We start from the raw sequence: 21123 nt of genomic DNA, 5'->3' as shown, positions 1-21123 counted from the left end.
GCCAGGCTGCGGCGGACGCCGCGGGAGGCGCGGTCGAAGGCGAGGCCGAACTCCTTGGCCTGCGTCGCCTCGCCGGCGGCGACCGCGGCCAGCAGGGCCTTGTGCGTCGCCTCCGCCTGCTCCATCGCCATCTCGGCCAGCCGGTCGAGCATGCGCCCGGCGCGCGCCGCCTCGGCCGGGTCGAGGCCCGGGGCGGTCGGCTGCGAGGTGGAGACGGAGCACGCCGCGTTCATAGAACATATCATGAACGAAATGAGCCGGCCGCGCAATGAAACATTACGTGACCTTGAAAAGCCGGCGTCTTCGACGGCCTGCCTCAAGGATCGATCGGAAAGGCGAAACCGGCCTTCACGCGGTCCATCACGACCATGGTCTTGAAGTTCTTGATGTCTTTGTTTTCGTGCAGGAAGCGCCGGGTGAACCGCTCATATTCCTCCATGTCCTTCGACGTCACGATCAGCATGAAATCGGCGTCTCCGGTGACGTAATAGCCGATCATGACCTCCGGCGTGCTGCGTATGGACGCCTTGAAGCGGTCGACGATATCGGCGCGCGCTCGCTCCAGCGTCACGAGGACGATCATGGTGATATGGCGCCCCAACGCCTTCGGGGACACGATCGAGATGTCGCCCTCGATGATCCCTTCTGAGCGCAGGCGCCTCAGGCGGCGCTGACACGCGGTCGGAGAGAGATTGACGATCCGCGCCAACGCCTCGGAGGTCAGGCGATTGTTCTCCTGCACGGCGGCAAGCAAGGCCAGATCCGCGCGATCGAGCTGGATCATGATCTCCTCCTCCGAAATGAGGATCAGAACGCAGGAATCCTGCATAGGACCGGCGGATTGAGCCGTCAACGGATGCCGGGTCGGCCCTACTGTCAGGGATCCCCCGGCAGCGTCGTTGCCGGGCACCACCGGAGGCTCGAGCCATGTCGTCGGTTCAAGACCAGATCCAATCATGTGTCGATCGGCTGTTCGATGCCGAGGTCCAGTTCCTCACGAAGCTCGTCCAGTTCCGGTCGCTCCGGAACGAGGAGGCCGAGGCTCAGGACTTCATTCAAAGCGAGCTGGCCCGCCGCGGCTTCGAGGTGAGCCGCTTCAGAACGGACGCGTCGCGGATCGGGCGCCACCCGGCGTTTTCTCCCGCCACCGTCGACTACGACACCAGCTGGAACATCGTCGGCCACAGAAAAGGGCAAGGGTCCGGCGGCCGCTCGCTGGCCTTCAACTCGCATGTCGATGTCGTGCCGGCGGGCAGCCCCGACCGATGGAGCCGCCCGCCATTCCAGCCGTTCCGGGACGGGGAATGGCTTTATGGCCGGGGCGCAGGTGACATGAAGGCGGGCCTGGTGGCTTCGATCTTCGCCATGGATGCCATCACGCAGGCAGGCCTTTCGCTGCGGGGCGACGTCCAGATCCAGTCGGTCGTGGAGGAGGAGATCACCGGCAACGGGGCCGCGACCGCTTTTGTACTCGGCCACACGGCGGATGCCGTCGTGAGCCCGGAGCCCACCGGTGAACAGCTGGTTCGCGCGAATTCCGGCGTGCTGAAGTTTCGCCTCGCCACCCGAGGCCGGCCGGCGCATCCCATGGAGCCCGCGGCCGGGCAGAGCGCCATCGACCTGATGATGCGCCTGATCACCCATCTGCGAACTCTCGAACGCCGTTGGATTGCCGACGGTCAACGGCAGCCGAGATTCAAGGACATCGAGAATCCCGTGTCGCTGACCATAGGGACGATCACGGGCGGCGACTGGATCGCCTCCATCCCCAGCGACTGCGTCGCCGAGGGAAGGATCGGCTTCTATCCCGGCGAGTCCCCGGGAGACAGGGCGAGGGAGTTCGAAGCCTTCGTCGAGCGGATCCAGGACGAAGACCCCGCCTTTGCCGGCGGCGGCCTCGTCACCCTGTCCTGGGTCGGCGTCATGCACGCCGGATACGAGCTGGCGGAGGGCACGGCGGCGGAAGCGTGCCTGCACGCGGCTCATGCCCGGGTTCACGACGGCTCGTCGCTGCCATCATTCGTCATGCCGTGCTATCTCGATGCCGCGATCTTCTCGGTGCACGGCAAGATCCCGTCCCTCGTCTACGGGCCTGTCGCCGAGAACATCCACGGGATCGATGAACGCGTCAGCCTTCCTTCGCTCCGGCGTGTGACCAAGGCGCTTGCCCTGTTCGCCGCCGAATGGTGCGGCATCGAAGGCAGCCGATAGCAGGTTCAGGCCGCGCAGTCGGCATTCGCGCCCGCGTCCGAAGCGGTCAGTCAGGCTTCGGACGTCGGCCATCGCCGTGCACCCCGTCCGGGCGCCTGCCGCAGCGACTGCCCGGACCGCCCGCTCACACGCCCGGCGATGGTGCCGGCCCGGCCAGCGCCGCCAGCTTTTCCCGGACCCCCTGCAGGATCTCGTCCGACAGCGCCGGGTCGGACACGCCGCGGGCGATGGCCAGGGCGCCGGCCATGGCGGTGACGGCCAGCAGCGCGTCGGCGCGGGTGGCCGCCGGGTTGGTCTCCCGCAGCAGGCGCAGGAACCCGTCCAGGCTGGCCTCGATGTGCCGGGTGAAGGCCTCGCGCGGCCGGCCCTGCAGCCGTCCGGCCTCGCTGGCCAGGGCCGCCACGGCGCAGCCCGCCCCCGGCGCGTCGCGATGCCCGGGGCTCAGATATCCGGCGACGATGGCGTCGTAGCCCGCGCCCGCCTCCCGCGCCGCGGTGACCGTCGCCCGGCTCTGGGCCAGGGCCTCGTCCAGCGCCTCCGCCACCAGGTCGTCGCGCGACCCGAAATGGCGGTAGAAGCCGCCATGGGTCAGCCCGGCCTCCTGCATCAGCCCGGCGACGCTCAGCCCGTCGACCCCGGCCTCGCGGAAGCGCCCGGCGGCGATGCGCACGATGCGGTCATGGCTGGCCGCCTTGTCCTGCCGTGAATGGCCCATCGCAGATTCCTCCTCGGCCGGCCGTTGACAATCAGGATGATGGTCATCATCTTCCGTTTGAGATGATGATCGTCATCCAAATATGGGCCCGGCCGGCCATCGCCGCCAGCCCGGATCGTCGTCGCATGACAATCGTCGCCCGATCGAGGGCGCAGGAGATCGAGATGAGGGTGCAGGACAAGGTTGCGCTGATCACCGGCGGCAACGCCGGCATCGGCCTGGCGACGGCCCGGCTGCTGGTGGCCGAGGGCGCGAAGGTGGCGATCATCGGCCGCAACCGCGAGACGCTGGACGCCGCGGCGCTCGAGCTCGGCGACTCCGTGCTGGCGCTGCAGGCCGACGCGGCCGACGCCGCGGCGATGGAGCGGGCCGTGGCGCAGGTGGCGGAGCGGTTCGGCAAGCTCGACATCGTCTTCGCCAATGCCGGCATCGGCGGCGTCACCCCGCTCGGCCAGACCTCGTTCGAGCAGTTCGAGCAGATCCTCCGCGTCAACCTGACCGGCGTGTTCTTCACCGTGCAGGCGGCGCTGCCGCATCTGAAGGACGGCGCCTCGATCATCCTCACCAGCTCGGTGCACAGCGCGCTCGGCGCAGCCGGCTGGTCGGCCTATGCCGCCAGCAAGGGCGGCATCCGGTCGATGGGCAAGGTGCTGGCGTCGGAGCTGGCGCCGCGCGGCATCCGGGTGAACGTGGTCTCGCCGGGCGCGACCGACACCGACATCTGGTCGTCCGTGGCGCCGACGCCGGAGGGCCGGGCAGCGCTGGTGCAGCGCATCAGCCGCGGCATCCCGGCCGGCCGCTTCGGCCAGGCCGAGGAGATCGCGAAGACGGTGCTGTTCCTGGCCTCGGACGAGTCGAGCTACATCCAGGGCGTCGACCTCTTCGTCGACGGCGGCGCCACCGGCTCGCCCTACGGCGCGCCGATCTATAGGGGGTAAGTGGTTTGCGCGCTGCTTCTCCTTTGAGTCTCCCTCCCCTTGCGGGAGGGGGGCAGGGGGAGGGGTCTGCGCGCGTCCGCGCGCGAATGGGCAAAAGAGCAGGCATCGCGATGGGCTGGATTGCCGGAATTCGGGCCGGTCCAGGCGGCACAAACCCCCTCCCCCTAGCCCCCTCCCGCGAGGGGAGGGGGGACTCGTTGAGCTTCGGCGGTCGTGGTCGAGATCCCTTAAGGCACGAACGCCACCATGTTCGGGCTGCCGATCGGCAGATAGCGGCCGGTGAAGGTCAGCCGGCCGGAGTCGGCGTCGACCCGGAACAAAGTGACGTTGTCGCTGCGCCGGTTGCAGGCGAACAGGAAGCGGCCGGTCGGGTCCAGCGCCACATGGTTGGGGTAGTCGCCGCGGCTCCATTCCGCGTCCAGCCAGCGCAGCGTGCCGCCGGGCTCGATGGCGAAGATGGCGATGCTGTTGTGCAGCCGGTTGCCCGAGTAGAGGAAGCGGCCGTCGCGGCTGACCGCCAGGGCCGAGGCGAAGCTGGAGCCGGCGAAGCCCGGCGGCAGCGACCCGACCTGCTGCCGGAAGGTGGCGCGGCCGGTCGCCGGGTCCCAGTCATGCACCGCCAGCTGCGACGCCTCCTCATAGGTGGTGTAGAGGGTGCGGCCGTTCGGGTGGAAGGCGAGGTGCCGCGGCCCGGCGCCGGCCGAGGCGGTCGGGAAGAACGGCGTATCGGCCGGGTGCAGCACGCCCTCGGCCTCGTCCAGGGTCCAGACATGGATCCGGTCCTGGCCCAGATCGGTGCTCAGCACGAAGCGGCCGGCGGTCTCGATGATATGGGCATGCGACCCGTCATGGCCGCTGATGGCGAAGCTGCCGGGCGGCCCGGCCTCGGCCCGGTCCGCGCCGACCGGGCCGGCCGGCGCCTGGATGTCGGTGGCGGCGCGCAGCGACCCGTCCGCCGCGATCGGCAGCACGGCGAGGCGGCCGTCGCCGTAATTCGCCACCAGCAGGTGCCGGCCGCCGGGATGGACGCTGGCATGGCACGGTATGGTGCCGCTGGAGCCGACGGTGTTCAGCGCCGTCAGCGCGCCGCTGCCGCGGTCGACCCGATAGGCGGTGCAGGCGCCCTGGGCCGCGCCCTCGAACGCGTCGATCTCGTTGACGGCATAGGCGTGCCGCCCGTCCGGGGCGAAGGCCAGCCAGGACGGGCTCGGCCCGGCGACGCTGGACAGCGCCTCCAGCCGGCCGGATTCCGGCTCCAGCCGGCACAGGGTGATGCCCTCGCCGTTGCCGGACGCGCCGGTGTAGCTGCAGACATGGAACAGCATCGTCCCGCCTCCCTGTTGGCCGTTGGCCACCCGATAGCATTCGTGTCGCGCATTGTCAGCGCCGCCGCGCGCGGCTATCACCCGCCATCCGCTGACCTTGCCGGGAGCCATGCGATGGCCGACACCCCGCCCGACCGCCTGTCGAGCAACCCGAACAGCCCGTATTTCGACGAGGCCGCCCTGCGCCGCGGCGTCGGCATCCGCTTCAACGGCACCGAGCGCAACAATGTCGAGGAATACTGCGTCAGCGAGGGCTGGGTCCTGCTGTCGATGGGCAAGGCGCTGGACCGCCGCGGCAACCCGCTGACGGTGAAGAAGACCGGCACGGTCGAGCCGTATTTCCGGGACGACGACGCCGAGGCCTGATCCGGCCCGGCAGGAACACGGGCCGCCCGTCCGGCATTGAATCCTGCGGTCTCCGTGGAGCTGCCCGATGGAGCGATCGCCGACATCACCGAAGCTGGCGCTGGCCGCCGTGCTCGGCACCGCTGTCTATCTCGGCCTGGCGGTGCTCGGCTGGGGCGGGTTCGCCGCCTTCTTCGCCCATCCGGCCCGTGTCGCGCTGGTGGCGGTCACCGTGGTGCTGACCGTCGCCAGCCTGTTCACCGGCGGCAATCTCAGCCCCGGCGACCGCGAGGACCGCGGCAACCGCTGGGTGCTGGCGGCCTTTGCCGGGCTCGGGCTGCTCGGCGCCTATGTCCCGGCCTGGACCGATCGGATGGATGTGTGGACCCTGGACGGCGACACCATGCGCTGGCTCGGCGTCGCCCTGTTCGTCCTCGGCGGCGCGGTGCGGATCTGGCCGGTCTTCGTGCTGGGCCGGCGCTTCAGCGGTCTGGTGGCGATCCAGCCCGGGCACCGGCTGGTCACCGGCGGCGTCTACGGCGTGATCCGCCATCCCAGCTATCTCGGCCTGATGCTCGGCGCGCTGGGCTGGGCCCTGGCCTTCCGCTCCGTCCCCGGGGTGGTGCTGGCGCTGCTCAATCTGGTGCCGCTGATGGCCCGCATCCGCGCCGAGGAGCGGCTGCTGGCCGACCAGTTCGGCGCGGAGTACGAGGCCTATCGCCGGCGCACCTGGCGCATGCTGCCGGGGCTGTACTGAGCCCTCACGCCGCCGCCTGCGCCGCGCCGGCGATCAGGCGGCCCAGGCGGCCGATGCCCTCCTCGATCGCCTCCGGTTTCGCCAGGGAGAAGGACAGGCGCAGCGTGTTGCCCAGCGTGCCGTCGGCGTGGAAGGCGCGGCCGGGGACGAAGGCGACGCCCTGATCCACCGCCCGGGCCAGCAGCTCGGCGCCGTCCAGCCCCTCCGGCAGGGTCACCCAGATGAACATGCCGCCCTGGGGCCGGGTCCAGCTCACCCCCGCCGGCATGTGGCGGTCCAGCGCCGCCAGCATGCGGTCGCGCCGGTCGCGGTAGGCGGCGCGGATCTTCGCCACCTGGGCCGGATAGGCATGCTCGGCGGCGTGGTGCATCACCATCTGGTTGATCGTCGGGGTGTGCAGGTCGGCCGCCTGCTTGGTCAGCACCAGCTTCTGCACCACGCCGCGTGCGGCGCAGATCCAGCCGATGCGCAGCCCCGGCGCCAGGGTCTTGGAGAAGCTGCCGCAATGGATCACGCGGCTGCGGTCGATGCCGCCCTTGGCCGCGACGTCCAGCGCCAGCAGCGGCGGCACGTCCTCGCCGTCATAGCGCAGCGCCTGATAGGCCGAATCCTCGACCAGCGGAATGTCCAGCTCGTCCGCCAGCGCCAAAGCGCGCTCGCGGGCGGCCAGGCTCAGCGTCTCGCCCGAGGGGTTGGCGAAATCCGGCGTCAGATAGGCCAGCCGCACCCGGCTGCCGGCGGCTTCGGCCGCTGCGCGGTAGGAATCGGGCGTGGCGTTGCCGTGCTCCGGCTCCAGCCGGTCGTAGCGCGGCTCATAGGGGTTGAAGGCCTGCAGCGCGCCGAGATAGGTCGGCCAGCCGACCAGCGCCGTGTCGCCGGGCGACAGGAACAGCTTGCCGAGATAGTCCAGCCCCTGCTGCGAGCCGGAGGTGATGACGATGTTGTCGGCGTCGCACGGCACGCCGATCGAGCCCATGTGCCGGGCGATCCACTGCCGCAGCGGCGCATAGCCCTCGCTGACCGAATACTGCAGCGCGGTGTCGCCGGCGGCCAGCGCGGCCTCGTAGCCAGCGCGGATGGTCGCGGCCGGGAACAGCGCCGGGTCGGGGATGCCGCCGGCGAAGGAGATCACGCCGGGCCGGTCCAGCAGCTTCAGCAGCTCGCGGATCTCGGAGGCGCGCATCCGGCCGGCGCGCGCGGCGTAATGGGTCTCGCCGATGGTCATCGGTCTGGTCCTGTTCTTCCTGGGCGCGGCGTCTGTCCCGGCGCCGTTCCCCAACCGAACCATGGCGGGCCGATTTATGTCAATGAGACTGACCTATCTCATGACAGAGTTGCGTCGGATGCGGATCTGGAGACATTTTGTTTCGATCCGCATCTGGAGGCAGAGAGTGGCCTCAGCACGCCTTCCGCAGCGCGAAGGATGGTGCCGGGGCGGGCACCGAGGAGCGGCGCGGGGCGGCCGGCTTCGAGGGTTTGGCAGCCGGGCGCGTGGCTTCCGCCTCGGCGGCGGCGAACGCCTCCAGCTCCGCCGCCACCGAAGGCGGCAGGTGCCCGAAGCGCCCGCCCAGGCGGATCTGCATCAGATGGGCGACCAGCGGGAATCCGGTCATGAGGGACATGACGGCCTCCTTTGAATCGATTTTTTGAATCGATTCATAATCCCGCTCTCCGAACCCGCCGTCAAGGAATTTTTGAATCGGTTCAAGAACGGGGCTAGGCTGCCCGGATGCCCGAGGACGCCCCGCCCGACAAGCCCGACGCCCCGAAGCCCAAGGCCCGCCTGCGCGACATCGCCGTCGCAGCGGGGGTGGCGCAGGGCACCGTCTCCAACGTGTTCAACCATCCCGAGCGGGTCAGCGACGCGATCCGCGCCAAGGTGCTGCAGGCGGCCGAGGCGCTGGGCTATCAGGGCCCCGACCCGCTGGCCCGGATGCTGCGCACCGGCCAGATCGGCACGGTCGCGGTGATGATCCCGGAGGGGCTGGGCTACGCCTTCGGCGACCCGGCGGCGCTGGCGCTGATCCAGGGCGTCGCCGCGGTGTGCGACGAGACCGGGCGCGGCATCTCGGTCTATGCCGCCGCGGATGTCGAGGCGGCTCGCAAGGCCCTGGGCTCGGCCGCGGTCGACGGCTTCATCATGTACTGCATGGAGGAGGAGCCGGGCGTCCTCGACATCATCCGCAGCCGCGGCCTGCCGGTGGTGACGGTGGATCAGCCGCTGGTCGCGGGCTGCCGCACCGTCACCGTGGCCGACCGCAGCGGCGCGGCGGCCGCGGCGCGGCACCTGCTCGGCCTCGGCCATCGCCGGTTCGGCGTGCTGTCGATGGAGCTGATGCCAGATGAGCGGGAGGGCGCGGTGTCGGCCCGCCGCATCCGTGACTCGATCTACGCCGCCTGCCGGGAGCGGCTCTACGGCTATCTCGAGGTGCTGGAGGAGGCCGGCATCCCGGCCGGGCAGGTGCCGATCGAGGAATGCCTGTTCGAGCCGGCATCGACCGAGCGCGGCATGGCCCGGCTGATGCGGCGGCAGCCGGGGCTGACCGCGATCCTGGCCACCTGCGACCGGCTGGCGCTGTGGGCCATGGCCTGGCTGGCGCGGCAGGGCCTGTCGGTGCCGGGCGACGTCTCGGTGATCGGCTTCGACGACATCGCCGCGGCCGCCACGTCGCAGCCGCCGCTGACCACGATCCGCCAGCCGCTGGTCGAGAAGGGGCGGGCGGCGGCGGAGCTGCTGATCGACCCGCGCGGCCGCGAGGAGATCCATTTCGGCACCGAGCTGGTGCTGCGCGGCTCGACCGGTCCGGCGCGGGTCTGATCGGACCTTCCGGCTTGGCCGCGAGCGGAACGAATTCCGCCGGAGCGGGTTTTTGTCGCCGCCCGCGCGCCGTCGCCAGACGCGGGATCCCGGAGCGTGGAGATGCGTGTCGTGAAGCAATTTGTTTTTGCCGCGGCCCTGCTGCCGCTGCTCGCCGTGCCCGCCTTCGCCGGCTGCAACGAGGATTTCACGGCCCAGACCAAGGCCATCCCGCCGCTGCAATCCGCGCGGCTGTCCAGCCTGGCGGCGCCGCAGGCGGAGAAATGCGCCGCGCACAAGAAGATGATCGACGCCTATGTGAAGCTGGGCGACATCTACAAGACCTGCCAGTCCGACCTGCGGCTGCGCGACTCCGACCTGCAGGACCATCAGCAGATGGTCACCGAGGAGCAGAAAAGCTACGCCGAGGAGTGCGGCGCTTAGCCGGACGACACTTTGCGTTGCCTCTCCCGCCGGGCGGGAGAGGCAATCTGAGGCGACCGGCTCCTTGCGCTCTTCTGCCAGCCGTCAGGCGCCGACCAGGGCCGGCAGTGCCGCCAGGATCGCGACCACGCGGTCGGGCGCGCCCGGCAGGCGCTCCGGCTGCTGTCCGCCGCGGTTGCACCAGACCACCTGCATGCCGAAGGCCGAGGCGCCATAGGCGTCCCAGCCGTTCGAGGACTGGAACGATATCGCCCGCGCCGGCAGGCCCAGGCTGTCGAGCGCCAGTTGATAGACGCGGGCATGCGGCTTGTAGACCCCCGCCTGTTCCACCGACAGCAGCGCGTCGAACTGCCCCTGCAGCCCGGCGCCGGCCACCAGCGCCTCGATCATCCGCGGCGTGCCGTTGGACAGGATCGCCGTCTTCAGCCCGGCGGCGCGCAGCCGGCGCAGCACCTCCGGCACCTCGGGATAGGGCTCCAGCGTCAGGTACAGCTCCATCAGCCGCTCGCGCAGGCCGGGCCGCTCGATCCCCAGCGTCTCCAGCGCGAAATCCAGCGCGTCGCCGGTGACCTGCCAGAAATCGGCGTGGCGGTCCTGCACCGCCCGCAGCCAGGTGTAGGCCAGCTGCTTCTCGCGCCACAGCGCGGCCAGCGGCCCGGCCTCGTCGCCGATCTCGCCCGCCAGGCGCCGGGCGGCCGACGCGGTGTCGAACAGCGTGCCGTAGGCGTCGAAGACGCAGGCCTTTACCCCGGTCAGCGGCGCGTCGTCCATCATCCGGCTCCCCGCTGGGTTTCGGTTTCGGCAGGCGGCCGCTGCTCCGCCCAGCTCAGGATCGCGTCCAGCGCCGGGCACAGCGCCTGGCCCCAATCGGTCAGCGCGTACTCCACCTTGGGTGGCACCTGGTGGTGGACGATGCGGCGGACGATGCCGTCGGCCTCCATCTGCCGCAGCTGCTGGATCAGCATCTTCTGCGAGATCGCCGGGATCGCCCGCTCCAGTTCGGAGAAGCGCAGCAGCTTGCCGCCGAACAGGTGGAACAGGATCACCAGCTTCCATCGGCCCTCCAGCACCTTCAGCGCCTGCTCCACGCCGGCTGCGGCGGTGCCGGGGGTGTAGGCCGGACGCTCACCTTCGGGTGAGTACCTTACTTTTTCGTGCGTACTTGCCATCGCGAAACCCTATTCCCATCCTCGGCCTCACGCAACTGAACTGAGGATCCGCCATGACGCTCCCGCTTCCCGATCCGATCGCCGCCTATGTCGCCGCCGACAACGCGGAGGACGATGCGGCGCTGGCCGCCTGCTTCGCCGCCGACGCGGTGGTCCGCGACCAGGGCCGCACCATCCGCGGCGTCGACGCCATCCTGGCCTGGAAGGCCGAGGCGAAGCGGAAATACCAATATACGGTCGAGCCGATCGCCGTGTCCGGGACGGAGGGCGGCGCGGTCCTCACCGGTCGGGTCTCGGGCCGGTTCCCCGGCAGCCCGGTCGAGCTGCGCTATGCCTTCGGCCTGAAGGACGGCCGCATCGCGACGCTGGAGATCCACGGATGACCGCCCGGCCCACCTTCCCGGCCGATCCGCGCGAGCTCGCGGGCAAGCGCGCCCTGGTCACCAGCGGCAGCCGCGGCATCGGCGCCGCGGTGGCGGCGCGGCTGCGCCGGGCCGGGGCCCGCGTCCTGGCCGTCGCCCGCAGCCGGCCGGCCGATCTCGACGCCTCCGAGCCCTTCGTGGCGGCCGACCTGACCGGACCCGAGGGTTGCGGCGCCGTGGCGGAGGCGGTGCGCGACCGGCTCGGCGGCGCCGACATCCTGGTCCATGTCCTCGGCGGCTCGCAGGCCCCGGCCGGCGGCTTCGCGGTGCTGGACGACGGCGAATGGCAGCGCGCGCTGGACCTGAACCTGATGCCGGCGGTGCGGCTGGACCGGGCGCTGCTGCCCGGCATGCTGGAGCGCGGCTCCGGGGTGGTTATCCATGTCGGCTCGATCCAGAGCCGGCTGCCGCTGCCCGAGGCCACCACCGCCTATGCCGCGGCGAAGGCGGCGCTGTCGACCTACAGCAAGGCGCTGGCGAAGGAGGTCGGGCCGAAGGGCGTGCGCGTCCTCCGCGTGGCGCCGGGCTGGGTGCAGACCGAGGCGGCCACCGTGTTCGTCGAGAGGCTGGCGGCCAGCACCGGCACGGATGTCGAGGACGCCCGCCGGGGGCTGATGGCATCGCTTGGCGGCATCCCGATCGGCCGCCCGGCCTGGCCGGAGGAGGTGGCGGAGCTGATCACGTTCCTGGCCTCCGACCGCGCCGCGTCGATCCATGGCAGCGAGCACGTGATCGATGGGGGAACGGTGCCGGTGGCGTGACCGAGAGTCGGATCTTGGGCGTCTTCGCGCATTGCCTCTCCCGCTTGCGGGACCTTTTCAGAATAGCCGCGACCTTCTCCTATTGAGTCCCCCCTCCCCTTGCGGGAGGGGGGTAGGGGGAGGGGTCTGCGCGCGTCTGCGCGTGAATGGGCGAAGGCCCCGATCCGCCGGACAGGCAGATTTATTGAAGATCTGGTCGGTTCGGGCTGCGAGAACCCCCTCCCCCTATCCCCCTCCCGCAAGGGGAGGGGGGACTCATCTTGCTTTCGCCATGAATGTCCCCCGACGATCCAGGCGGTGGCATTCCGAAAAGGTCTCGCTTGCGGGAGAGGCAACGCGAACGAAACGCTTAGCTTCGGCTCTGGTCGAACTGCGCCTCACACCGCGTTGGTCAGCGGCCTTCCGGCGAAGAAGTTGTCCAGCGCGTCGATCGTCATCCGGCACATCTCGCGATGCGCGGCCTCGGTCATGCTGGCGATGTGCGGCGCCAGCACCACGTTCTCCAGCCGCTTCAGCGCTTCCGGCACCTGCGGCTCGTGCTCGAACACGTCGAGGCCGGCGCCGGCGATGGTGCCGGCCTCCAGCGCTGCGATCAGCGCCGGCTCGTCCAGCACCTCGCCGCGGGCGACGTTGATCACATGGCCCATGGGCCCCAGCGCCTGCAGCACCGCGCGGTCGACGATGCCGCGGGTGCTGGCGTCGGAGCGGCAGGAGACCACCAGGATGTCCGCCCACTCGGCCAGCGCCGCCAGGCTGTCGTGATACGCCCAGGGCACGCCCGGCTTCGGCCGGCGGTTGTGGTAGCCGACCTCCATGTCGAAGGCGGCGGCCCGCCGCGCGATCCGCTCGCCGATCGACCCGAGGCCGAGGATGCCGACCCGGCGCCCGGCCAGGCCGGTCGAGATCAGCGACGGCGGCGCGGCCGGGCGGGTCCATTGCCCGGCGCGGACGAAGCGGTCGCCCTCGACCAGCCGGCGCACGCTGGCCAGCAGCAGGGTCAGCGCCATGTCGGCGACGCAGGCGGCGTTGGCGCCGGTGTTGCTGGTGACGGCGATGCCGCGCGCCTTCGCCGCCGCCACGTCGATCCGCTCATAGCCCGAGCCGTAGCAGCTGATGATGCCGAGATTGGGCAGCCGGTCGATCAGCGCGCGGTCGATGCCGATCACGCCGATGGTGACGACGCCGCGGATGCGGTCGGCCTCCGGCAGCGGGCCGGCCTCGGCGCTGGCCCGCGAATGCTCGATCAGCTCATAGCGCTCGCGCATCGGGCGCAGAGACGCCTCCGGCATGCCGGGGTGCAGGTGCAGGACGGTTTCGGGCACGGGCGGGGTTTCCATCGCCGGGGATCGGCTGGGTCTCCGTCCTAGCACGGGATTTGCCGGTGGGCGAGGCATCAGGGTCTTGCGCCGCATGGCCGGGCGGCGCAGCGTGGGGGCCTCCCCGTCGGAGGTCCTGCGATGCTGGCCCGACTGCTTGCCCTGGTGCTGATCATGATCGCCACTCCCGCCGCGGCCCGCCCGCTCGACTGGTCCGCCGTGCCGCTGCCGAAGCTGGAGGGCGGCGCCTTCGCCGCGGACGCCTTCGCCGGCAAGGTGGTGCTGGTGGTCAACACCGCCTCCTTCTGCGGCTTCACCAGGCAATATTCCGGGCTGGAGGAGCTGTGGTCCCGCCACCGTGACGGCGGCTTCGTGCTGCTCGGCGTGCCCTCGAACGATTTCGGGGCGCAGGAGCCGGGCTCGGAAGGCGAGATCAAGGAATTCTGCGAGACCACCTTCGGCATCGACTTCCCGATGCTGGCCAAGCAGGCGGTGGTCGGCGCCGACGCCCATCCGCTGTATCGCTGGGCGGCGCAGCAGGATGCGGCGGCGGTGCCGAAATGGAACTTCCACAAGCTGCTGATCGGCCGCGACGGCACCCTGCTGGCCAGCTTCCCCAGCGACGCCGAGCCGACCGGGCCGGAGGTGACCAGGGCCGTCGACGCGGCGCTGGCGCGCTGACTGCAGCGGCCGCCTGAACCATCCCGCGAGGAGCCGCGCGGGCGACCCGCGTCGATGTCTGCCGTTGCGGGCCTGCTCCTGCCCGCCAGCCGATGCCATCGCTTCTGGTGAAGGTTTCATATGACATTCGTGTGCGGGTGGCGTAATATTCACAATTGATAACAAAGTAAAAAATCTAAAAATGGGGAGAAATGCCATGATAATCCTTTTTGAGGAAGATCGGTCGGCATGTCTGAACGACGCCTAGGGTCTTCTTTCGGCCGCTTCGCACGAGATGTGACCAGGGTCGGCATCTTCCCATAGCCCGCGGCCGGGCAGCGATTCCCTTATCGCGATCTTCTTCGCCACATCTTGGTCCTTCGCTGCACCACCCTCACATGGGAGGCTCGGATGGCTGGCTATTGTCTGTTGATCAACTTCACGGATCAGGGAATCCGGACCATTCGCGACGGCGCCAAGCGCGTCGATGCCGGGCGGGCACTGGCCCGGCAGCTCGGCGTCGAGTTCAAGGAGGTGTCTCTCTGCATCGGGCCGTACGACATCATGATCCATGTGAACGCGCCGAGCGACGAGGCGCTTGCGAGGTTCGTGCTCGCCGTCGGCTCGCGCGGCAACGTCCGGACCACCACGATGAAGACGTTCTCGGAGCAGGAATACCGGAGGATGCTGGACAATCTTCCGGACTGACGGATCTCGCGCCCGGCCCCGCCGGGCCGGTCCGGTGCCGTCCCGAGACTGCGCAAAGACTGGAGGAAGCGATGACCGGCGTGTTGCAGGCCGCGGCCGACGACGTGCTGAACCGGGTGGTCTCCGGCAAGCCGCGGGTGCCCGGCGTCGTCGCCATGATCACGGATCGGCGCGGCACCCTCTACGAAGGCGCAGCGGGCCAGCGCATGTTTGGCCGGGAGGCCGGCATGGAGCCCGACTGCGTCTTCGCCATCTTCTCGACGACCAAGGCCATCACCGGCACGGCCGTGCTGCAATGCGTCGAGGAGGGCAGGCTCGACCTCGACGCTCCCGCGAAGGCCTATGTCCCCGATCTCGGCGAGCTGCAGGTGCTCGACGGATTCGACGCTGCGGGCCGGCCCAGGCTGCGCCCGCCGAAGCGCGAGATCACCACCCGCATGCTGATGCTGCATACGGCCGGCCTGGGCTACGATTTCTTCAACGAGGACTACAACCGGCTGGCCAGGGACCACGGCCAGCCGAGCGTCGTCACCGCGTCGAAGGCGTCCCTCATGACGCCGCTGCTGTTCGATCCCGGTGACCGCTGGGAATACGGCAGCAACCTCGACTGGTGCGGCCGGATCGTCGAAGCCATCCGCGGCCGGCGTCTGGGCGACGTGATGCGCGAGCGGATCTTCGGGCCGCTCGGCATGACGGACACCGGCTTCAGCCTCACGCCGTCGATGCGCGCGAGGCTGGCGGGAATGCATCGGCGTGAGGCCGATGGCTCGCTCACCCCGATGCCGGAGTTCGAGCTGCCACAGGACCCGGAACTCCATATGGGCGGGCACGGGCTCTATTCGACCGTGGGCGACTATTGCCGCTTCATCCGGATGTGGCTGAACGACGGGGCGGGGGAAAGCGGGCACGTGCTGCGGGCGGAAACCGTCCGTGCCGCGGCGGAGAACGGCCTGGGCGACAAGAAGATCAGGATGCTGCCGGGAGTCATCCCGGCGCTGTCGAACGACGCGGAGTTCTTCCCCGGAATGCCGAAATCATGGGGCTACAGCTTCATGATCAATGACGAGGATGCGCCGACCGGCCGCCCCGCCGGCGCGCTCGGCTGGGCGGGGCTGGCCAACCTGTTCTACTGGATCGACCGTAGGAACGGCATCGGCGGCTTCTGGGCGACGCAGATCCTGCCGTTCGGCGATGCCGTGTCCTTCACCGGCTATATGGATTGCGAGACGGCTGCCTATCGATGCCTGGTCGCGCGGAAGGCTGCGTAGCTAAGCCTCGGTTCCCAGCTGTTCCAGCAGCGCCGCCGGACGGGCGGAGGCGGCGCAGCTCGGCCCGGTGGATGGCGGACAGGCCGGCCAGCGGCCGCCTCCGCCTGGTCGGTCAGGCCGACCAAAGCGCAATTGGGGATAAGCTACTCCGCCGCCGCCCGGCGGCCGTCGCGGTCGGCGACGTAGCGGCGCACGGCTTGGCCGAAGGCGGCGAACAGGGCCACCGAATCCGGGTTCTCGCGGAACTTCCATTCCGGGTGCCACTGGGTGGCCAGGCCGAAATAGGGCGCGGCCTCGATCCGCACCGCCTCGATCTGGCCGTCCGGCGCCGTCGCCTCGACCGCGAGGCCGGCGCCCAGCCGGTCGATGCCCTGGGCGTGGATGGTGTTCACGGTGGTCTCGGTCTTGCCGAACAGCGCCGCCAGCGCGCCGCCCTCGGCCAGCGCCACCGGATGGGCCGGGCCGTACTGCACCTCGACCGGCTTGCTGTCGTCGGCGCGGTGGTCGGCGCGGCCGGGCACGCGCTCGACATGCTGGTGCAGCGTGCCGCCGCAGACCACGTTCAGCTCCTGCAGGCCGCGGCAGATCGCCAGCACGGGGATGCCGCGCTCGATCGCCCGGCGGATCAGCGGCAGGGTGGTGGCGTCGCGGTCCGGGTCGTGCAGCGTGCCGGGCTCGCTGGCCTCGCCGCCATAGTGCCTCGGCTCGACATTCGAGACGCTGCCGGTGATCAAGAGGCCGTCCAGCCGGTCCAGCACCGCGTCGATGTCGTGCCAGCCGCCCAGCGCCGGGATCAGGAAGGGCAGGCAGTCCGCCCCCTCCGACACCGCGCGGATGTACTTGTCGCCGACGGTGTGGAACGGGTGGGCCCCCAGCGGCTTGACGCAGGCGGGAATGCCGACGACGGGACGGGACATAGGCAGGCTCCTGGACCGGTTCCGTCATATTTCGCCGCCGGGGGCGGGTTCGACCAGCCCCGCGGGGGCGGGAATGGCCCTGCGGTCCGCGCATGGCTCGGGCGTCCAGCCCTGCACGGCCGCCTGCCACAACAATGCCTTGTGTTGCCTCTTCCGGGCGGCCGCGATCCGTGGGTATAAGCGAGTCGAAGAGCGAGAGCGGGGGCCCCATGTTCCTGGTTCCGACCTATGTCGCGCAGAGCGCGATCCACGGCCTGGGCGTGTTTGCCGCGGCACCGATCGCCAAGGGCACACCGATCTGGCGGTTCGAGCCGGCGATCGACAAGGTGGTGCCGGAGGCGGTGGTGGCCGGGCTGCCCGAGGTGCCGCGCCGCTTCTTCGACACCTACGCCTATCTGTCGCCGGACTTCCCGGGCGGCTATGTCCTGAATGGCGACGACGCCCGCTTCCTGAACCATGACGACGACCCGAACACCGACAATTCCGGGCCGGTAACCCTGGCGGCGCGCGACATCGCGGCGGGCGAGGAGATCACCTGCGACTACCTGGTCTGCTGCATCGAGGAGCGGGACGGCCCGCTGGCGCGCCGGCTGGAACCGGCGGAGTCGTGAGCGCGGACCTTGTCCTGCGCCCCATCCGCGAGGCGGATCTCGACGCCGTCCGCAAGCTGCAGGCGGAGTCCTTCGCGGCGCTGGCCGGCGACATCCACAGCCCGGCGCAGATCGCGGCGCATGTCGATCTGATCATGGCGCCGGACTATGCCGGGGAACTGCTGTCGAACAACCTGCTGGTGGCCGAGGCGCCGGACGGCGTTGTGGTGGCCACCGCCGGCTGGTGCCGGGTGCCGGACGACGACACGGTGGCGCGGCTGCGCAAGGTCTTCGTCGCCCCGGACCGGGCCGGCCAGGGCCTGGGCCGCCGCATGGTCGAGGCGGCGGAGGAGGCGGCCCGCGCCGCCGGCTTCACCCGCTTCCGGGTGCGCGCCAACGCCAATGCCGAGGCGTTCTACGCCCGGCTCGGCTATAGCCCGGTGCGGCAGGAGGAGATGCCGACGGCCGCCGGCGTGGCCCTGCCGACCGTGATCATGGCCAAGGGCTGAGCGCCGGGCCGGGGCGGGGACATCGCCGAGGGAGCGGGGCTGGCGGCCTGTGACGCATCGCTTGCAGTTGAATTCTTCTATAGAAGATCTAGTTCTGCTATAGAAGATTTTTGGATATCGATCGCTGGACGATCGGGCCTCGCCGCGAGGCTGCACTCGGAGGGCTCAGGCGTCATGATGGAATGCAAGGAATCGGGATTGCCCGCCGGTGAGGGCCATCTGAAACAGACGGCTTCCGGCACGAATTTCGTGCGCTACGAGCTCGGTGATCTCACCGTCATTGCGCTGCGCGACGGCCATGTCGACATGCCGCCCGGCCGCTTGCGGCAGCCGGGCGACCGTCCGTTCGGGGCGGATCTGCCGGCCCAGGTGACGCTGGTCGGCGGGAATCTCCGCCTCTCGGTCAACGCCTTCCTGGTGATCGATCACGGCGAGCACGTGCTGATCGACACGGGCGCCGCGAATGCCTGGCTGCCGACGATGGGCCTGCTGCCCGACGCTCTGGCCGAGGCCGGCGTGGCGCGGGAGAGCATCGGCACCGTCGCCGTGACCCACACCCATGCGGACCACGTGCACGGCCTGGTGGCGGCTGACGGTTCGGACGCCTTTCCCAACCTGCGGCGGCTGCTGGTGCCGCAGGAGGAGGTGGTGATGTTCGACGAATACGAAAGACTGTCCCGGTTCCGCCGGGTCCGCCTGCCCTTCGCGGACGGCTTCAAGGTCAGCGACAGCATCACCACCGTCGCGGCGCATGGCCATGAGGCCGGCCACACCGCCTTCGAGGTGTCGGGCGGCGGCGGGACGCTGCTGATCTGGGGGGATCTGGTCCATGTGCCCTCGATCCAGTTCGACCGGCCCGAGCTGACCTGGGAGTTCGATGCCGATCAGGACCGGGCGCGGTCGACCCGGCAGAGAATGCTGGAGCGCGTGGCCCGGCCCGGCGTCTCCGTCGCCGGCGCGCATCTCGATTTCCCGGGCGTCGGGCTGGTCGAGCGGGCCGGACAGGCCTATCGGTTCCTGCCGCTCTGATCTCTCGCGCCGGCGGCTTGGCGCGGGTTTCCGCCATGCCTAGGATGGCGGCCGAAGCAGGCGAGCGGAAAGCGGAGTCCGGTGAGCAGCCCTGAACGATCCCGGCCCGGGGCCCGCGATGCCGCAGGCGCGTTCGGTGACCGCGTTCGCACCGTCCGCGAGCGGGCGGGCCTCACGCTCGAGCAGCTCTCCGGACTGTCCGGGGTGAGCCGGGCGATGCTGTCCAAGATCGAGCGGGGGGAAAAGAGCCCGACCATCGGCGTCGCCAAGCAGGTCGCGCACGCCCTCGGCGTTTCCTTCTCGTCCCTCGTCGGCGAGGAGTCGCCGGCGCGCCGGGCCTTCGCGCTGGTGACCAAGGACCAGCGCCAGGTGTTCCGGGATCCGGAAACGGGGTTCGAGCGCCACCTGCTGTCGCCGATCATGCCCGGCGTGACCGTCGAGGTCGTCCTGCACCATCTGCCGGCGAACAGCTCAACGGGCCGCCTGCCCTCACCGCCGCCGGGAACCGTCAAGCACATCGTCGCCGCCCGGGGCCAGGTGGTGGTGGCGACCGCGGACCGCGAGACCGTGCTGCAGGAGGGGGACTGCCTATATTTCGAGGCCGATATCGAGCACTGGTTCGAGAACCGGGCATCCGGGCCGGCCGAATACTACCTGGTCATCTCGGCGCCGCCGGCGAACCGCCGGTCCTAGGGTCGGGCGCTACCGCAGCCGGACCAGCCCGGCCTCGGTCGGCTGGAAGCCGCAGGCGTCGAGGTAGAAGCCGCGCAGCTCCGGGTCGAAATCGACATGCAGCCATTCGCAGCCGGCGGCGCGGGACTGGGCCACGGCTTCCGCCACCAGCCGCGTCGCATGGCCCTGCCGCTGCAAGGACGGGGTCACCGCCGTGTCCAAGAGGAAGGCGTGCACACCGCCGTCCCAGGCGACATTGACGAAGCCGGCCAGCCGGCCATCCAGGCGCAGGCACACCCAGCCCAGGCTGAAGCGGTTGACTTGGCCCCACCAGTCCTCATCCAGCACCCGATGGCCGAAGCATTCGGCGTGCAGGGCGTTCAGCTCGGCATTGTCGAAGGCGCCGCGCCACTCCGGCACCGGCCCGGCCGCCGCCATTCAGCGGTTGCCCTGCTTGCGCGGCACCACGAACAGCTTGTTGTCCAGCTGCACGCCGGGCTGGATGCCGGTCAGGTCGACCTGGGTCACGTTGCCCTGCTGGTCCACCGACACCCAGCTCTGCAGGATCATCGGATTGCTGGTGAAGTTCAGGGTCAGGGCCCCGTCATTCGGCTTGTCGGTCTGCACCAGCTGCACGCTCAGCAGGTTGTTGCCGCGGCTGACCTTGGTCACCGTGACGTCGCCCGACAGCTTGACGTTGGCGCGGGTGATGAAGTCGGCGATGGTCGACCCCAGCGGCACGTCCTTCCGCTGCCGCAGATCGGCGTCGTAATAGGTCAGCCAGGTGCCGTCGGCGATATACATGTAGGAGATCGGCGGCTCGTATTCGAGCCGCATCTTGCCCGGCCGCTTCAGGTAGAAATGGCCGCGGTACAGGTCGGTGTTGTTGGTGGTCTGGACGAAGTCCGCCTGCACCGTGGTCAGGCCGCCCAGATACTGCTCGACCCGCGCCAGATCCTGGCGGTCCTGGGCGGTCAGCTGGGCCGGCTGCACGGCGGCGGCCGGCCCGGCGGCGAGGAGCAGCGCGGCCAGGGCCGCTGCGATCATGCGTAGAATGGTCATGCTCGTCCGGATACACAGGGTCTGTGTTCCAAGTAGGGCACAGGCCCCCGGAGTTCCAGGGCGGCGTCTCGTCGCCGGGCGCGAAGTCATGCGCAGGACAGAAAGGATTAACCCGTCATTGCGAGCCCCGAAGGGGCGTGGCAATCCAGAGTTCGAGCCATTGGATCGCCACGTCGCTTCGCTCCTCGCGATGACGATGAGCGGAAGATTGCCGCCGCCTCAGTCCTTCAGCACCGCGCTGGCCTCCGCCTGGGCGGCGAGGGTCGCGGCGTCGTCCGGCAGCAGCCAGCCGGCGGCGACCTGCCGGGCCGCCTCCGCCTTCACCCGAGCGACGAACCCGGCATGGCTGCGGTAGCGCTCCTCGAGCGAGGGGCGCGGGTCCTGCGCGGCGATCCGCTCCGCCCTGGTCCGGGCGAAGGGGATGAAGCCGCCGAGGAAGGAGCAGCCGCCGCCGGCGCCATAGCCCTGGGCCAGCACGTTCCAGCCGGTATAGGTGCCCAGCGGCACC

The 21123-nt window shown here is 70.2% G+C and carries 28 protein-coding genes; 15 read left to right on the top strand and 13 right to left on the bottom strand.

What is annotated here, in order from left to right; all coding sequences use genetic code 11:
* Together ABDW35_RS10540 and ABDW35_RS10535 are read right to left on the bottom strand one after the other, a co-directional pair.
* Positions 1 to 233 (bottom strand): hypothetical protein (locus ABDW35_RS10540; protein WP_343713821.1); only part of this gene is annotated, 233 nt, incomplete at its 3' end.
* A gap of 83 nt (positions 234 to 316) precedes the next feature.
* Positions 317 to 784: an Lrp/AsnC family transcriptional regulator gene (locus tag ABDW35_RS10535; RefSeq protein ID WP_343713820.1), complete on the bottom strand. Its 468-nt coding sequence runs from the start codon at positions 782 to 784 to the stop codon at positions 317 to 319.
* A gap of 143 nt (positions 785 to 927) precedes the next feature.
* On the opposite strand from ABDW35_RS10535, the gene ABDW35_RS10530 reads away from it, so the two are divergent.
* The gene (locus ABDW35_RS10530; protein WP_343713819.1) at positions 928 to 2211 is read left to right on the top strand and encodes an ArgE/DapE family deacylase; all 1284 of its coding nucleotides are present in this window, start codon (positions 928 to 930) and stop codon (positions 2209 to 2211) included.
* A 124-nt stretch (positions 2212 to 2335) separates the two neighbouring features.
* On the opposite strand, the gene ABDW35_RS10525 is transcribed toward ABDW35_RS10530, so the two are convergent.
* On the bottom strand, positions 2336 to 2926 hold the full coding sequence (locus ABDW35_RS10525) for a TetR/AcrR family transcriptional regulator (RefSeq protein WP_343713818.1): 591 nt from the start codon (positions 2924 to 2926) through the stop codon (positions 2336 to 2338).
* Positions 2927 to 3090: 164 nt separating this feature from the next.
* On the opposite strand from ABDW35_RS10525, the gene ABDW35_RS10520 reads away from it, so the two are divergent.
* A complete protein-coding gene (locus ABDW35_RS10520) occupies positions 3091 to 3864 on the top strand; it encodes a glucose 1-dehydrogenase (protein WP_343713817.1) in 774 nt (257 codons plus the stop codon).
* A gap of 227 nt (positions 3865 to 4091) precedes the next feature.
* Here the strand turns inward: ABDW35_RS10520 and ABDW35_RS10515 are convergent, their stop codons facing one another.
* Positions 4092 to 5189 (bottom strand): lactonase family protein, encoded by a 1098-nt coding sequence (locus ABDW35_RS10515; RefSeq protein WP_343713816.1) that lies wholly within the window; start codon positions 5187 to 5189, stop codon positions 4092 to 4094.
* Positions 5190 to 5303: 114 nt separating this feature from the next.
* Between ABDW35_RS10515 and ABDW35_RS10510 the strand changes: the two genes are divergently transcribed.
* Entirely contained in the window at positions 5304 to 5555 is a 252-nt protein-coding gene (locus tag ABDW35_RS10510) for a DUF3297 family protein (RefSeq protein WP_343713815.1), read from the top strand.
* A gap of 67 nt (positions 5556 to 5622) precedes the next feature.
* Positions 5623 to 6291 carry an isoprenylcysteine carboxylmethyltransferase family protein gene (locus ABDW35_RS10505; RefSeq protein WP_343713814.1) on the top strand — a complete coding sequence of 223 codons (669 nt, stop codon included), beginning with the start codon at positions 5623 to 5625 and terminating at the stop codon, positions 6289 to 6291.
* A 4-nt stretch (positions 6292 to 6295) separates the two neighbouring features.
* On the opposite strand, the gene ABDW35_RS10500 is transcribed toward ABDW35_RS10505, so the two are convergent.
* Both ABDW35_RS10500 and ABDW35_RS10495 read right to left on the bottom strand, forming a co-directional pair.
* On the bottom strand, positions 6296 to 7516 hold the full coding sequence (locus tag ABDW35_RS10500) for a PLP-dependent aminotransferase family protein (protein ID WP_343713813.1): 1221 nt from the start codon (positions 7514 to 7516) through the stop codon (positions 6296 to 6298).
* A gap of 172 nt (positions 7517 to 7688) precedes the next feature.
* A complete protein-coding gene (locus tag ABDW35_RS10495; RefSeq protein WP_343713812.1) occupies positions 7689 to 7913 on the bottom strand; it encodes a hypothetical protein in 225 nt (74 codons plus the stop codon).
* Between the two features lie 107 nt (positions 7914 to 8020).
* Between ABDW35_RS10495 and ABDW35_RS10490 the strand changes: the two genes are divergently transcribed.
* Positions 8021 to 9109 carry a LacI family DNA-binding transcriptional regulator gene (locus tag ABDW35_RS10490; RefSeq protein ID WP_343713811.1) on the top strand — a complete coding sequence of 363 codons (1089 nt, stop codon included), beginning with the start codon at positions 8021 to 8023 and terminating at the stop codon, positions 9107 to 9109.
* Positions 9110 to 9211: 102 nt separating this feature from the next.
* Positions 9212 to 9532 carry a hypothetical protein gene (locus tag ABDW35_RS10485; protein ID WP_343713810.1) on the top strand — a complete coding sequence of 107 codons (321 nt, stop codon included), beginning with the start codon at positions 9212 to 9214 and terminating at the stop codon, positions 9530 to 9532.
* Between the two features lie 84 nt (positions 9533 to 9616).
* Here the strand turns inward: ABDW35_RS10485 and ABDW35_RS10480 are convergent, their stop codons facing one another.
* Positions 9617 to 10303, bottom strand: coding sequence for a haloacid dehalogenase type II (locus tag ABDW35_RS10480; RefSeq protein WP_343713809.1), 687 nt, complete (start codon positions 10301 to 10303; stop codon positions 9617 to 9619).
* Positions 10303 to 10701: a helix-turn-helix domain-containing protein gene (locus tag ABDW35_RS10475; RefSeq protein WP_343713808.1), complete on the bottom strand. Its 399-nt coding sequence runs from the start codon at positions 10699 to 10701 to the stop codon at positions 10303 to 10305. Before ABDW35_RS10475 ends, ABDW35_RS10480 begins: the two co-directional genes overlap by 1 nt.
* Positions 10702 to 10754: 53 nt before the next feature.
* Here ABDW35_RS10475 and ABDW35_RS10470 point away from each other — a divergent pair, with 53 nt between their 5' ends.
* Together ABDW35_RS10470 and ABDW35_RS10465 are read left to right on the top strand one after the other, a co-directional pair.
* The gene (locus ABDW35_RS10470) at positions 10755 to 11084 is read left to right on the top strand and encodes a nuclear transport factor 2 family protein (protein ID WP_343713807.1); all 330 of its coding nucleotides are present in this window, start codon (positions 10755 to 10757) and stop codon (positions 11082 to 11084) included.
* Complete coding sequence (locus tag ABDW35_RS10465) at positions 11081 to 11884, top strand: SDR family oxidoreductase (protein ID WP_343713806.1); 804 nt, start codon at positions 11081 to 11083, stop codon at positions 11882 to 11884. Before ABDW35_RS10470 ends, ABDW35_RS10465 begins: the two co-directional genes overlap by 4 nt.
* A 377-nt stretch (positions 11885 to 12261) precedes the next feature.
* Here the strand turns inward: ABDW35_RS10465 and ABDW35_RS10460 are convergent, their stop codons facing one another.
* Positions 12262 to 13206: a 2-hydroxyacid dehydrogenase gene (locus ABDW35_RS10460; RefSeq protein WP_343713805.1), complete on the bottom strand. Its 945-nt coding sequence runs from the start codon at positions 13204 to 13206 to the stop codon at positions 12262 to 12264.
* Between the two features lie 135 nt (positions 13207 to 13341).
* Here ABDW35_RS10460 and ABDW35_RS10455 point away from each other — a divergent pair, with 135 nt between their 5' ends.
* From ABDW35_RS10455 to ABDW35_RS10445, 3 genes are all read left to right on the top strand, one after another.
* Complete coding sequence (locus tag ABDW35_RS10455) at positions 13342 to 13881, top strand: glutathione peroxidase (protein ID WP_343713804.1); 540 nt, start codon at positions 13342 to 13344, stop codon at positions 13879 to 13881.
* A 390-nt stretch (positions 13882 to 14271) separates the two neighbouring features.
* A complete protein-coding gene (locus ABDW35_RS10450) occupies positions 14272 to 14568 on the top strand; it encodes a GYD domain-containing protein (protein ID WP_343713803.1) in 297 nt (98 codons plus the stop codon).
* Between the two features lie 71 nt (positions 14569 to 14639).
* A complete protein-coding gene (locus ABDW35_RS10445) occupies positions 14640 to 15836 on the top strand; it encodes a serine hydrolase domain-containing protein (protein WP_343713802.1) in 1197 nt (398 codons plus the stop codon).
* 143 nt (positions 15837 to 15979) lie between these two features.
* Here the strand turns inward: ABDW35_RS10445 and ABDW35_RS10440 are convergent, their stop codons facing one another.
* Positions 15980 to 16753 carry a gamma-glutamyl-gamma-aminobutyrate hydrolase family protein gene (locus tag ABDW35_RS10440; RefSeq protein WP_343713801.1) on the bottom strand — a complete coding sequence of 258 codons (774 nt, stop codon included), beginning with the start codon at positions 16751 to 16753 and terminating at the stop codon, positions 15980 to 15982.
* Positions 16754 to 16962: 209 nt separating this feature from the next.
* Between ABDW35_RS10440 and ABDW35_RS10435 the strand changes: the two genes are divergently transcribed.
* The 4 genes from ABDW35_RS10435 (at position 16963) to ABDW35_RS10420 (ending at position 19574) form a co-directional block, all read left to right on the top strand.
* Entirely contained in the window at positions 16963 to 17364 is a 402-nt protein-coding gene (locus tag ABDW35_RS10435; protein ID WP_343713800.1) for an SET domain-containing protein-lysine N-methyltransferase, read from the top strand.
* The gene (locus tag ABDW35_RS10430; protein ID WP_343713799.1) at positions 17361 to 17852 is read left to right on the top strand and encodes a GNAT family N-acetyltransferase; all 492 of its coding nucleotides are present in this window, start codon (positions 17361 to 17363) and stop codon (positions 17850 to 17852) included. Before ABDW35_RS10435 ends, ABDW35_RS10430 begins: the two co-directional genes overlap by 4 nt.
* Before the next feature lie 174 nt (positions 17853 to 18026).
* Positions 18027 to 18881, top strand: coding sequence for an MBL fold metallo-hydrolase (locus ABDW35_RS10425; RefSeq protein ID WP_343713798.1), 855 nt, complete (start codon positions 18027 to 18029; stop codon positions 18879 to 18881).
* 81 nt (positions 18882 to 18962) lie between these two features.
* Positions 18963 to 19574: an XRE family transcriptional regulator gene (locus tag ABDW35_RS10420; protein WP_343713797.1), complete on the top strand. Its 612-nt coding sequence runs from the start codon at positions 18963 to 18965 to the stop codon at positions 19572 to 19574.
* Between the two features lie 9 nt (positions 19575 to 19583).
* Here the strand turns inward: ABDW35_RS10420 and ABDW35_RS10415 are convergent, their stop codons facing one another.
* The 3 genes from ABDW35_RS10415 to ABDW35_RS10405 all read right to left on the bottom strand — a co-directional run.
* Positions 19584 to 19991, bottom strand: a complete 408-nt coding sequence (locus ABDW35_RS10415) for a GNAT family N-acetyltransferase (protein ID WP_343713796.1) — start codon at positions 19989 to 19991, stop codon at positions 19584 to 19586.
* Entirely contained in the window at positions 19992 to 20615 is a 624-nt protein-coding gene (locus ABDW35_RS10410) for an outer membrane lipoprotein carrier protein LolA (protein ID WP_343713795.1), read from the bottom strand.
* 219 nt (positions 20616 to 20834) lie between these two features.
* Positions 20835 to 21123 (bottom strand): alpha/beta hydrolase domain-containing protein (locus ABDW35_RS10405; protein ID WP_343713794.1); only part of this gene is annotated, 289 nt, incomplete at its 5' end.

The sequence above is a fragment of the Inquilinus sp. genome (assembly GCF_039594555.1).
Classification (GTDB): domain Bacteria; phylum Pseudomonadota; class Alphaproteobacteria; order DSM-16000; family Inquilinaceae; genus Inquilinus.
This window is presented reverse-complemented; position numbering and strand designations above follow the sequence as displayed.